Origin of the sequence: Sphingopyxis sp., from assembly GCF_034380315.1 — a bacterium.
Taxonomy (GTDB): Bacteria; Pseudomonadota; Alphaproteobacteria; order Sphingomonadales; family Sphingomonadaceae; genus Sphingopyxis.
Genome location: NZ_JAXMPB010000006.1, coordinates 72,570 through 84,231 on the forward strand (window position 1 = coordinate 72,570; position 11,662 = coordinate 84,231).

Sequence of the window (11,662 nt, forward strand, 5' to 3'; positions counted from 1 at the left end):
CAACCATCTCCTGCGCCCGGACGCGAAAAAGCATAGCCCGATCAAGCGCCGCGCCGCGACGACCGCAAGGCCCACAGATAGAGCCCAGCAGCAAGCAGCAGAGCGAGGAGATATGCGGCCGGCACGGACCAGAAGATAGCGTGGGCACCCGCCACTGCGCCGCCCACCAAGCCCATCCATAGCCACAGATGCGCATGCCAGCGGCCATCGCCGGTGCCACGCAGGGCGTTCGCGATCTTGTGCCCCATCTGAACAAGCGTCCCGGTCATATAGGTGACGCCTACGACGGCGCCACCCTGCCCCTCGAGCGCAGCGTTGGCGACCCCCATCGCCAAGGCGAGACAGGCGACGGCAGGCCAGCCGGGGATTGCGATCCGCAGCAAGGCGGCGAACGCGAGCAGAGCGCAGACGAGCAGAAGCACCGCCGCCGTCCGGCGCGCCGGATATCGGGCAGCGACAAGGACACCCGAAACGACGCCGACCACGAATACCGCGATGATTCCCGCAGCGACTGCGCCCGCGTGCTGCCATTCCGCAGCCCCAACCGCGAGGCGAGTCGAATTTCCGGTCATGAAGGACACGAAAAAGCCGGACGATTCCACGAAACCGACCGCGTCAACGAACCCCGCCAGAAGGGCGATACCGATCGCCAGCGCCTGTTGGGAACGATCGAACCGGATCATCGAACGATCAGAACAGCGCCTCGATCGCTTCCGCGAGCTTCGCGTCGCGTTCGGACAATCCGTCGGCGTCATGCGTGGTCAGCAAAATGTCGACCCGGTTATAGACATTCGACCATTCGGGATGATGGTCCATCTTGTCCGCGATGATCGCGACGCTGGTCATGAAACCAAAAGCCTGCGCAAAATCGCCGAACTGAAAACGCCGCACAATCGCATCACGCGCAGGTTCGTGCGTCCATTCCGGAAAACGAGCCAGCAAGGCGGCGCGCTGTGCGTCATCGAATTTCTGGACCATCTTCCTATCTCCCGCTGGCCATTGGCTTTCGTGGGCCATAAGGAAGGTCGCGATGAGCGACAAGCCCGCCCCTTCCTTTCTGCCCGACGGCTGGACCGGCGGCGCGCCCGACAGCGACGCCTTTCACACCATGGCCGAAGCCGCCCTGGCCACCCTGCCCGAGGTATTTCGGCCGCACATCCAGGGCGTAGTGATCGCGATCGAGGAATTTGCCGACGAGGCGACGCTCGCTTCGCTCGATATCGAGCATCCCTATGACCTGACCGGCCTGTATGAAGGCCGCCCGCTAACCGAGCGCAGCATCGACCAGAGCGGAGGAATGCCCGACCGGGTAACGCTGTACCGAATTCCCATATTGGTCGAATGGATCGAAGGTAGAGAGCGGCTCGACTGGCTGATCCGCCATGTCCTGATTCACGAAATCGGCCACCATTTCGGCTTTTCGGACGATGACATGCACGCGTTGGAAGATATGGCGTGAGCGAACTGCTGCGACTGGACGGAATCGCGTGCATCCGGGGCGATCGCCTGCTTTTTGAAAATCTGTCGCTATCCCTGTCACGCGGCGACGCGATCTGGCTGCGCGGCCCGAACGGCGCGGGCAAGTCGAGCCTGATCCGGCTCGCTGCCGGATTGTTGCGCCCGGCGGCCGGGACGGTCGTGCGCCGCGAACGCTGTGCGTTCATCGACGAAGCTTCGGCGCTCGACCCCGAATTGCCACTGCGGCGCGCACTCGATTTTTGGAGCCGCGTCGACACCATCGACGGCCCGGTCACCGAGCGGGCAATGGACGCCATGGCGCTGGCGCCGCTGGCCGATGTACCGGTAGCGATGCTCTCGACCGGCCAGCGCAAGCGCGCCGCCATGGCGCGGGTCATCGCGTCGAGCGCGCCGATCTGGCTGCTCGACGAACCAGCCAACGGCATGGACATTGCGGCCCAGTCGCGGCTGGTGGCCGCCATCGCCGCGCATCGCGGCAATGGCGGCGCCATCTTGCTGGCCTCCCATTTCGCGCTGGGCCTCGACAATCTGGCCGAATTCGAGATGGGGGGCGCCGCATGACCGCGCTGATCGCGCTTTTCGCACGTGACCTTCGTCGGGCCTGGGGCAGCGGAGCACTGTGGCTTCCCGTAGTATTTTTCCTGCTCGTCGCGACCGCCTTTCCCTTCGCCGTGGGCCCCGATGCGCCATTGCTTGCCCGCACCGGAGGCGGAATGGTGTGGGTCGCCGCACTGCTCGCCGCCCTGCTTCCGATCGACCGGCTGGTCCGCCCGGATCGCGAAGCCGGCGTGCTCGATCAACTCGCGGTACGCGGCATCGCCGATGAAACCGTCGCCGCCGTCAAGATCGCCGCCCATGCCGTGGGCTTCGGCCTTCCGCTGCTCCTTGCCTTGCTGCCCGCTACGGCGCTGCTGGCCCAGGATGGCGGCCGGGTGGTGACGCTCGCCACCGGCCTTGTGCTTGCCATTCCGGCGCTCGCCGCACTGGCGGTGCTGAGCGCGGCATTGACCGCCAATCTGAAGAGCGGGAGCGCGATCGGCGGTTTGCTCGTCCTCCCCCTGGCGGTGCCTATGCTGATCTTTGGCGCCGGGATGCTCGATCCGGCGGGACGGGGGGCGGAAAAGCTGCTCGCCGCTTCGAGCCTGCTTTTGACGGTGATCGGCCCCTTTGCGGCCGGGGCGGCGCTGCGCGGATTGCGCGAATAACCTGCCAGTCACTGGCGCATGTCGCGTTGGTCGTCCGCGACTATGATGAAGCCATCGCCTTTTATGTCGGGACCCTTGGCTTCACATTGGTGGCCGACGAAGATCAGCCCCAGCAGAACAAGCGCTGGGTGGTCATCGCACCGCCGGGCAATCCGGCTGGGGGAGCCACGATTCTGCTCGCGCGCGCCGCAAATGAGGAACAAGCCACATTCATCGGCAACCAATCGGGCGGAAGAGTTTTCCTGTTCCTGGAAACCGACGATTTCGACCGCGATTATCAGCGCCTGCTGGATAAGGGCGTGCCGATCGAGCGCGAGCCGGTCGTGGCCGATTATGGAACGGTCGCGGTGTTTCTGGACCTTTATGGCAACAAGTGGGATCTGATCGAGTTTCGCAAGCCCGGCTGAAACTCGGCTGACCTGCCAGGGCAAGCCGCCATCCGCGGCAACGCTCCCCTCGCGCTTATCATCGCACCCATCTGCTTGACAAATTTATTGAAAAACCTCTCCTTGCTTTGCTTCTGCGGCAGATTCGAGAGGCAAATTCGTGCGACACGTCCCCTATGCGGGCTCCGGCCCCTATTGTTACGCAAACGCTTTCGCGATGATGTTCGGTAACGACGCGCCCGGAACCGCCGTCATAGAATTTACGACCAGCAGCGCGTTCGGGATGCAACTTGTCGGCGGCACCTGCCCTTTTTCGATCCCTTTGGCTGGACACCCGAAACGGGCTTTGATGCCGCACTGGATGCCATGGGCTGGACATCGACCGTGACGGCGGGCGGTGCGCCGAACGACGCCCTGGAGCGATTGCGTGCGGCCCTTTCCCGGGGGCCGGTTTGGGTTGGCCCGGTCGAGATGGGCTGGCTTCGCCAGCAACCCGGAAAGAACGGTCCGACCGGCGCCGATCATTATATCGTCGTTCTGGAGGTCGCGGAGGATCGAATATGCTTCCATGATCCCGAGGGGCATCCATTCGCCACCCTTCCGACCGCCGATTTCATGGCGGCCTGGCGCGGCGAGGCGCTGGATTATGGCACGCCCTTTACGATGCGCTGCGACTTTCGCCGGGTGCGACCGGTTCCCGAGGAAGAGATGATCCGAAGCGCCCTTCCCGCCGCTAGCCGATGGCTGTCGATGCGGCATCCCGTGCACCTGCCGCCCGGCACGCTCGGCAATGCCGGGGCGGCCGAACGGCTGGCGGATATGATAGAAGCGGCGTGCGGCGACGATTTGCGCAGCCACCTGGTCGATTTCGCGGTCCGCGCGGGTGCCCGGCGGCTTGCCGATGCGGCGACCTGTCTTTTCAGGATTGGATATGCCGAAGCGGCCCGCATCGCTTCGGAACAGGCGGCGCTGGTCGGCGCCCTGCAATATCCGCTCGTCACGGGCAAAGACGCCGAAGCGGCCGCCCTGCTGCGGCGGCTCGCTCCGACCTATCGGCGCCTGGAACGGGCGTTGCAGACCGGCGAGACGGCACCGGTGACGGTTTGAACAGCGCAAAAACCGCCCAAAGGAAAAGGGCCGGAGTTTCCCCCGGCCCTTTCCCAAATCTTCGTGCCTGAAATCAGGCGCCGGCGACGTCGGCGGTATCGACCTTGACGCCCGGACCCATCGACGACGACAGGGCGATCTTGCGGACATATTTGCCCTTCGCACCGCTCGGCTTCGCCTTGACGATCGCGTCAACGAAAGCGTCGAAGTTCTGGCGCAGCTTTTCTTCGCCGAACGACAGCTTGCCGAGACCGGCGTGGATGATCCCGACCTTTTCGACGCGGAATTCGATCTGGCCGCCCTTGGCTGCCTTGACCGCTTCCGCGACGTTCGGGGTGACGGTGCCGAGCTTCGGGTTCGGCATCAGGCCCTTCGGACCCAGCGTCTTGCCGAGGCGGCCGACGATGCCCATCATGTCCGGCGTCGCGATGACGCGGCCATAGTCGAGGTTCCCCGCGAGCATGTCTTCCATCAGGTCTTCCGCACCGACCTTGTCGGCACCGGCGGCCAGTGCCTTTTCGGCGTTGTCGCCGCGTGCGAACACGGCAACCTTGACATCCTTGCCAGTGCCAGCGGGCAGCGTAACGACGCCGCGGACCATCTGGTCGGCGTGACGCGGATCGACGCCGAGGTTCATCGCGATTTCGAGCGTTTCGTCGAACTTCGCCGAGGCGAGATCGCGCACCATCTTGATCGCTTCGTCGACGCCATGCAGCTTCAGCGCGTCAACCTTGCCCTCAAGGGCCTTCTGCTTCTTGGTCAGCTTTGCCATCGGTTCAGCCCTCCGTCACTTCGAGGCCCATCGAGCGGGCGCTGCCTTCGATGATCTTGGTCGCCTGTTCGATGTCGTTGGCGTTCAGATCCTTCATCTTGATTTCGGCGATTTCGGCGAGCTTCGAGCGCGCGATCTTGCCACCGCTGATCTTGCCGGGCTCCTTCGAACCCGACTTCAGGTTCGCGGCCTTCTTGATCAGATAGGTTGCCGGGGGCGTCTTGGTGACGAAGGCAAAGCTCTTGTCGGCAAAGACGGTGATGATGGTGGGCGTCGGGGTGCCCTTTTCCAAGCCGTCGGTCGCCGCGTTGAACGCCTTGCAGAATTCCATGATGTTGACGCCGCGCTGACCCAGTGCCGGCCCGAGCGGCGGCGAGGGGTTGGCGGCGCCGGCGGGCACCTGCAGCTTGATATAGCCGGTAATTTTCTTGGCCATGACGGCCTCCTTTCTTTCTCTCGGCCCGCCGCTGGCGGCGAACCTCAAAATAAGCGGTCAAACAGAGGGTTATCAGTCCTCCTCCCGCGCGGAATCGCGCCCGTTTTCGACGCGAAGCGGCGCCAATAGGCGCGCGCGATGAAAATAGCAAGTGCGCACCCGCACCCAAACAATGGAAAGCCGCAGAAATCTGCGCAACTTCACTCGCAATTCGCTTTTCGCTGCGCTCCCCATCACTGCATCCTGACACGAGAGCACGGACAACAAATGTAGGACAGTCCCTATTCGGCAGGCGGCCGGTATCGCACCAACCCTTCCTGGACCGCCGTCGCGATCAGCGTACCGTCCTGGCGATAGATGGACCCCCGGCACAAGCCGCGATCGCCCCCGGTCCACGGGCTGTCCATGACGAAGACGAACCAGTCGTCGACGCGCACCTCGCCATGGAACCACATCGCATGGTCAAGGCTGGTCGATACCATGCCCGGCGACCAGAAGTTCACCCCATGCGGCAGCATCGCCGACGAGAGCAGCCCCATATCGGAGGCGAAGGCGAGAAAGCCGGTGTGGACCAACGGATCGTCGCCGATCGGCGCCGCGACGCGAAACCATTGATAATGCTGCGTGCCCCCTTCCGACGCGGGCGGGCGATAGCTGCGAACCTCGAACGGGCGCCGACGCGCCATATGGGCAAGATGCCGGTCCGAAATATGGGGATCGGCCGCGATGAAATCGGTAAAATCCCAGCACTCTTCGGGCGGCAGCAAAGTGTCGGGCATGGGGACTTGATGCGACAGGCCTTCAGCCGGAATCTGGAACGAGGCGGTCAGGTTGAAGATGACCTTGCCATCCTGGCGCACGACGACGCGGCGGTTCGAAAAGCTGCGTCCGTCAAAGTCGCGGTGGATGCGAAAATGAAGCGGCTTCGTTTCATCGCCGCCACGCAGAAAATAGGCGTGAAGCGAATGAACGCGCTTGCCCTGATCCACCGTGCGCGCCGCGGCCATCATCGCCTGCGCAATCACCTGTCCGCCGAAAATGCGTTCGCGCGCGGTGGTGGGGAGTGCGGGAAAGGTGAATTCATCCTCGAGCCCAGGCACCGGGTCGAGATCGAATAGCCGCGCGACCGCGCCGACCACCTTTGCCGCATCGACGCTGGCGTTGATTTCGCGCGCGCGATCGACGCGGGCCTGAATCTCGGCGGGAGTCAGGCTCATGCGATCATCCTGTCATTCCGTGGATTCCCGCATCGGCGGGAGAACGAACCGCAGGGTTCGTCACTTCATCCGTTCAACCTGTTCGAAGTCGAGTTCGACCGGCGTAGCGCGACCAAAGATCGACACCGACACCTTGACCCGCGCCTTGTCGAAGTCGAGTTCCTCGACCACGCCATTGAAGCTGGCGAACGGACCTTCGAGCACCTTGACCTGATCGCCGATTTCGTAATCGACGCGAATTTCGGTCTTCGGCCGCGCGGCGGCTTCTTCCTTGCTGTTCAGGATGCGCGCCGCTTCGGCCTCGCTGATCGCCTGCGGCTTGCCCGACGACCCCAGGAAGCCAGTGACTTTCGGGGTATTCTTGACGAGGTGATAGACATCGTCGGTCATCGTCAGCTTGGCGAGGACATAGCCGGGGAAGAACTTCCGCTCGGCCTGAACCTTCTTGCCGCGCTTGACCTCGGTGACGGTTTCGACCGGCACCTCGACCGCTTCTACAAGCTGGGTCAGCCCCATGCGTTCGGCTTCGGCGATCACCGAATCGCGCACCTTGTTCTCGAAACCCGAATAGGCGTGAATAATGTACCAGCGCGCCATATGTGCTGTCCTGTCCTGTGAAAGCGCGCGATCAGCGCGCGAGCGACGTCAGCCAGCTGACGATCGCGTTGAAAACCGTATCGACGCCGAGAAAGAACAGCGCAAGCAGCGTCGTCATGATCAGCACCATGATCGTCGTCTGCACCGTTTCGCGGCCGGTGGGCCACACGATCTTGCCGGCTTCCGTCTTCACCTGGTTGACGAATTCGCCGATGCCGGGCTTTGCCATGTCGATCGTCCTGTCCTTCGAGCGTCCAAATTTCCAGCCAGATGGGTTGCCGCCCCCGGCGCGTCAAGCGTGCTTTGGGCAATAGTCCGCCCACCCTCCCCGAGCAGCTCGGCGAAAGGCGGAAAGAGAACGGCGCATCTGTCCGAATGGGCGGCCTTTAAACGCGCAGGCTGCCGATGGCAAGCGCTTGCGGCATCGGCCCGTCTTCACCCCGCCGATGACAATTTCATGAGCACCAGCCCGGCGACGATCAGCACCGCCGCGGCGACGCGCATCGCGCTGAATTGTTCGCCCAACAGCATGATACCGACAAGAAAAGCCCCGACCGCGCCGATTCCCGTCCAAATCATATAGGCCGTGCCGAGCGGCAGCGACCGCATCGACAATGACAGGAGCAGAAAACTGCCCGTCATCGTCACCAGCGTTACGGCGGTTGGAACGGGCCTTGTGAACCCGTCCGATTGCTTCATCGAAAAGGCCCAGACGATTTCCAGCATGCCAGCGATAACAAGATAGACCCAAGCCATGGGCAGCCTCCTTCATTCGGCTGCCGGGCCGTCCCGGACCTGGAACCCGCCATGCCGGCGGGCGGGGACGTGGCCCCTTTCGCAATGTCGGCGCGAAGCGACCGCCCCGCGCGACCGCGCCATAGCAACGCCCCGCCGCCAAGCAAAGACCCGGCATCGGAGCGCGACAAGAAAAGGGCCGGCATCGCTGCCGGCCCGTCATTGTCAGTCGAACAACTCCTCGAGAAAGGATTTGCGCCGCTTGTGATAACCCTTGTGGTAGCCGCCATGTCCATGGCCATGCCCCCAGGGCGAGCCGGCGGGCGGCGGCGCATATTGCGGCGGCTGCTGCGGCGGCGGCGGGGCTGCCTGCACCGCGGGTTCGGGCCCCCGGCTTCGCTCGATGATCTTGTCGAGTTCGCCGCGATCGAGCCACACGCCGCGGCATTGCGGGCAATAATCGATTTCCACGCCCTGCCGGTCGCTCATCACGAGCGGAACGGCGCAGACCGGACACGGCATTCCAACACCTGCGTTCGTCATGCCGCCGCCCCTTCCAGAATGCGGCTCCGCGCCGGACACCATATTGCTTCTGTCATAAAAACCTCCGGTCGATAACATTTACCGGGATCACGATACGGCCGAAGAAGGGCAAAAGCCGAGCCGACATCGAGAATACCCGATGCGGTCCGACATCACGATGAACATCATCGTCAGAGGGGCCCGGCCCGCCCCCTGAATCTAGATGGCCGCGCGCGTCTTTCAAGGGGGATACACAGAGGAAGGGATAGCGGCCCTGCACAGCGGCCGGGTCTTTCGTGTCTTTATGTTTTCGCGCTGCACCGATAGGCTGGCCCGGCCCGGCACCGGCCCCGAGCTTTTCGGCAAGTCCAGCGGCGGGCGAACCGAGCGCGGTCGGAGACAAAAACTATGACGGATCGCATCGCCGATGATCCCCCGTCCGCATCGCTGGCGCAGGGCACGGTCATCCGGTCGGGCAGCATGGAGGGATTTCGCGGCCTGTTGCTGGAACTGGGCGCCGAACCCTCCCCGATTCTGAACCGGGCGGGACTGGACGACGAGACGCTGAACAAGCCCGATCGAAAAATTCCGACCGAGGCCTATCGCCGCGCGCTGAACCTCGCCGCCGACGCGAGCCGCACCCGCCATTTCGGCCTCCTCCTGTCGCAGCGGCAGACCTTCGAAAAGCTGGGCGCGGTGGGATATCTGGTTCGCCATGCCCCGAACCTTCAGATATCGATCGACCGGCTGATCGCCCATTTCCGTACCCATGACACGGGATCGATGACCCGGCTGGAACGCGATGGCGCACTGGCCCTTTGGAAACATGGGCTCGCGGGAGTCGGCAACGATCCGGCGATCCAGCAGACCGAACTGGCCATCGGGTTGGCTTGCAAGTTCGTCCGTTCCGCACTGGGCGACACATGGCACCCCGATTGCGTCTATTTCGAACATGGCGCCCCCGCCGATATCGCCCCCTATCAGGCGGTGTTCCGTTGCCCGGTTCTGTTCGGTCAGGCGCTGACCGCGCTCGAATTTCCGGCCGCCGACCTCGACCGTCCGCTGCGCCTGTCCGATGCGGGGCTGTTCGCGATATTGGAGGACCATGTAGCGCGCATCGGCGAAGGCCTTGGCGAAGACTGGACCAACCGGGTCCGCCAGACCGTCCGTGACAATATCGAGGACGGGATGATCCGCATCGACGACATCAGCCGGGCGCTGGGGGTCAAGAAACATGTTCTGCAGCGCAAGCTGAAAGCCGAAGGCGCCAATTTCCAGTCGATACTGGACGATATGCGATTCGAGATCGCCCGGCGCTTCCTGCGCGAAACGACCCTTCCCATCGCGCAGATTGCAGGAATTCTTGGTTATGCCGAATCCGCCGTGTTCACGCGCGCCTTCGCCCGCCGTGCCGCCATGTCGCCGCGCGAATGGCGGGCAGCGCATTCGGTCCGCTGATCGCTTGCCGCCCGGTCGCCTGCCGCTGCGCGACGCCGATTGCCCCGATGATACCCTTTGTGTCAGGTTCGAAGCTGACATTTGGAAACAGCGAGTCTTGTCCAGGGTCACATCGGGGCGATGGCGGCAACCTAAACCCGGCCGACCGAGCCCTCGCACAAACGAAGCCAATGCGCACCAAGGGAGAGAATGTCGATGAATGGAGCCGAAGCACTGGTCGAAACCTTGTTCCGCAGCGGCGTGGACACATGTTTCGCCAATCCGGGGACATCCGAAATGCAGCTGGTCGCCGCGATCGACGGCCAATATGGGATGCGCGCGATCCTGGGCCTGTTCGAGGGCGCGGTCACCGGGATGGCCGATGGCTATGGCCGGATGGCCGACAAGCCCGCGATAACGCTGCTCCATCTTGGCCCCGGCCTCGCCAACGGACTCGCCAATCTTCACAATGCGCGGCGCGCCGGATCGCCGGTGATCAATGTCGTCGGCGACCACGCCACCTATCACCTGCAATATAATTCGCCGCTGACCAGCGACCTTGCCGGGGTTGCGCGCCCGATGTCGGACTGGCTGAAAGCCTCCATATCCGAGCGCGACCTGCCGCAGGCCGGTGCCGAAGCCTATGCCGCGGCGATGCACTATCCCGGCCGGATCGCGACGCTCGCCGTGCCCGCCAACCATGCCTGGACCGAGGGCAGCAGTCCGGCCGCCCCCGCCGCGCTGTCCGCCGCGCCGCAATCGCCCGACGCCGCGATCACCGATGCCGCGGCGGCGCTGCGCGAAGCCCATGGTCCCACCGCGCTGTTCCTTGGCGGACGCGCGCTGCGCGAAGGCGCGCTCGAACAGGCGGGGCGCATCGCGGCGGCAACCGGGGCGCGGCTGATCTGCGAAACCTTTACCGCCCGCCTGCAACGCGGCGCGGGGCGCGTCGCGGTCGAGCGCCTGCCCTATTTCGGCGAGCAGGGCGCCGAATATCTGAAGGACATGAAGGCGATCGTCTTTTGCGGCTGCGAACCGCCGGTGTCCTTTTTCGCCTATCCCGGCAAGCCGAGCTGGCTGTCGCCCGAGGGCGCGCGGCTGGTCCGTCTCGCGTCGATGGACGAAGACACCGAAAACGCCCTCACCCGGCTTGCCGACGCGCTGAACGCGCCCGCCGAACCGGCACTGGTTCAGGCGGCGGCAGTCCCGGCCGCCGATGTGACGGGGCCGCTCGATCCGACCAAGATCGCCGCGATCGTCGCCGCGCTGATGCCCGATAATGCGATTGTGTCCGACGAAGCGGCAACCGCCGGGCTGATGATCTTTCCGGCGACCGCGGGCGCGCCCAAGCACGACTGGATGATGCTGGCCGGCGGGGCGATCGGCCAGGGCCTGCCGCTCGCCGCGGGCGCCGCGGTCGCCTGCCCCGACCGCAAGGTCATCGCGCTTCAGGCCGACGGCAGCGGCATGTACACGTTGCAGGCGCTGTGGACGATGGCACGCGAGAATCTGGACGTCACGACACTGATCCTCAACAATGGCAGCTATGCGATCCTCAACATCGAACTGATGCGCGTCGGGGTGCAGAATCCGGGACCCAAGGCGCTGTCGATGCTCGACCTGCGCAACCCGGCGCTCGACTGGGTGCAGATGAGCGAAGGGCTCGGCGTTCCGGCGCGCCGGGCGACGACCGCCGAAGAGCTGCGCGAAGCGCTCGCCGAAGCACTGGCGCACAAGGGGCCGCGCCTCGTCGAAGCGATACTCTGACC

16 protein-coding genes are annotated in these 11,662 nt (G+C 64.3%); 7 read left to right on the top strand and 9 right to left on the bottom strand.

Going from position 1 to position 11,662, the window contains the following annotated elements; translation table 11 throughout:
- Positions 1-41 precede the first annotated feature (41 nt).
- Positions 42-683 (bottom strand): YoaK family protein, encoded by a 642-nt coding sequence (locus U0S50_RS12380; RefSeq protein WP_322309072.1) that lies wholly within the window; start codon positions 681-683, stop codon positions 42-44.
- A 7-nt stretch (positions 684-690) separates the two neighbouring features.
- Positions 691-978: a 4a-hydroxytetrahydrobiopterin dehydratase gene (locus U0S50_RS12385; RefSeq protein ID WP_322309073.1), complete on the bottom strand. Its 288-nt coding sequence runs from the start codon at positions 976-978 to the stop codon at positions 691-693.
- A 52-nt stretch (positions 979-1,030) separates the two neighbouring features.
- On the opposite strand from U0S50_RS12385, the gene U0S50_RS12390 reads away from it, so the two are divergent.
- The 5 genes from U0S50_RS12390 to U0S50_RS12410 all read left to right on the top strand — a co-directional run bounded on the left by U0S50_RS12390 (position 1,031) and on the right by U0S50_RS12410 (position 4,177).
- Positions 1,031-1,459, top strand: coding sequence for a metallopeptidase family protein (locus U0S50_RS12390; protein WP_322309074.1), 429 nt, complete (start codon positions 1,031-1,033; stop codon positions 1,457-1,459).
- On the top strand, positions 1,456-2,040 hold the full coding sequence (gene ccmA, locus U0S50_RS12395; protein WP_322309075.1) for a heme ABC exporter ATP-binding protein CcmA: 585 nt from the start codon (positions 1,456-1,458) through the stop codon (positions 2,038-2,040). The genes U0S50_RS12390 and ccmA overlap by 4 nt, the downstream gene beginning before the upstream one ends.
- Positions 2,037-2,684 (top strand): heme exporter protein CcmB, encoded by a 648-nt coding sequence (locus U0S50_RS12400; RefSeq protein ID WP_322309076.1) that lies wholly within the window; start codon positions 2,037-2,039, stop codon positions 2,682-2,684. Before ccmA ends, U0S50_RS12400 begins: the two co-directional genes overlap by 4 nt.
- Positions 2,681-3,091, top strand: a complete 411-nt coding sequence (locus U0S50_RS12405; RefSeq protein WP_416194993.1) for a VOC family protein — start codon at positions 2,681-2,683, stop codon at positions 3,089-3,091. The genes U0S50_RS12400 and U0S50_RS12405 overlap by 4 nt, the downstream gene beginning before the upstream one ends.
- A 345-nt stretch (positions 3,092-3,436) precedes the next feature.
- Positions 3,437-4,177, top strand: a complete 741-nt coding sequence (locus U0S50_RS12410; protein ID WP_322309077.1) for a hypothetical protein — start codon at positions 3,437-3,439, stop codon at positions 4,175-4,177.
- 73 nt (positions 4,178-4,250) lie between these two features.
- Here U0S50_RS12410 and rplA read toward each other — a convergent pair whose 3' ends face one another.
- The 7 genes from rplA to U0S50_RS12445 form a co-directional block, all read right to left on the bottom strand.
- Positions 4,251-4,949, bottom strand: a complete 699-nt coding sequence (rplA, locus tag U0S50_RS12415; protein WP_322309078.1) for a 50S ribosomal protein L1 — start codon at positions 4,947-4,949, stop codon at positions 4,251-4,253.
- Between the two features lie 4 nt (positions 4,950-4,953).
- Positions 4,954-5,385 carry a 50S ribosomal protein L11 gene (rplK, locus tag U0S50_RS12420; RefSeq protein ID WP_322309079.1) on the bottom strand — a complete coding sequence of 144 codons (432 nt, stop codon included), beginning with the start codon at positions 5,383-5,385 and terminating at the stop codon, positions 4,954-4,956.
- 281 nt (positions 5,386-5,666) lie between these two features.
- A complete protein-coding gene (locus U0S50_RS12425) occupies positions 5,667-6,602 on the bottom strand; it encodes an acyl-CoA thioesterase II (RefSeq protein ID WP_322309080.1) in 936 nt (311 codons plus the stop codon).
- A 60-nt stretch (positions 6,603-6,662) separates the two neighbouring features.
- Positions 6,663-7,199: a transcription termination/antitermination protein NusG gene (nusG, locus tag U0S50_RS12430; protein WP_058454563.1), complete on the bottom strand. Its 537-nt coding sequence runs from the start codon at positions 7,197-7,199 to the stop codon at positions 6,663-6,665.
- A 31-nt stretch (positions 7,200-7,230) separates the two neighbouring features.
- Positions 7,231-7,428 carry a preprotein translocase subunit SecE gene (gene secE, locus U0S50_RS12435; protein WP_322309081.1) on the bottom strand — a complete coding sequence of 66 codons (198 nt, stop codon included), beginning with the start codon at positions 7,426-7,428 and terminating at the stop codon, positions 7,231-7,233.
- A gap of 206 nt (positions 7,429-7,634) precedes the next feature.
- A complete protein-coding gene (locus tag U0S50_RS12440) occupies positions 7,635-7,955 on the bottom strand; it encodes a multidrug efflux SMR transporter (protein ID WP_322309082.1) in 321 nt (106 codons plus the stop codon).
- A 204-nt stretch (positions 7,956-8,159) separates the two neighbouring features.
- Positions 8,160-8,477 carry a zf-TFIIB domain-containing protein gene (locus U0S50_RS12445; protein WP_322309083.1) on the bottom strand — a complete coding sequence of 106 codons (318 nt, stop codon included), beginning with the start codon at positions 8,475-8,477 and terminating at the stop codon, positions 8,160-8,162.
- Positions 8,478-8,864: 387 nt separating this feature from the next.
- Between U0S50_RS12445 and U0S50_RS12450 the strand changes: the two genes are divergently transcribed.
- The gene (locus U0S50_RS12450; RefSeq protein ID WP_322309084.1) at positions 8,865-9,914 is read left to right on the top strand and encodes an AraC family transcriptional regulator; all 1,050 of its coding nucleotides are present in this window, start codon (positions 8,865-8,867) and stop codon (positions 9,912-9,914) included.
- A 189-nt stretch (positions 9,915-10,103) separates the two neighbouring features.
- Positions 10,104-11,660 (top strand): acetolactate synthase large subunit, encoded by a 1,557-nt coding sequence (locus tag U0S50_RS12455; RefSeq protein ID WP_322309085.1) that lies wholly within the window; start codon positions 10,104-10,106, stop codon positions 11,658-11,660.
- The last annotated feature ends 2 nt before the right edge of the window (positions 11,661-11,662 follow it).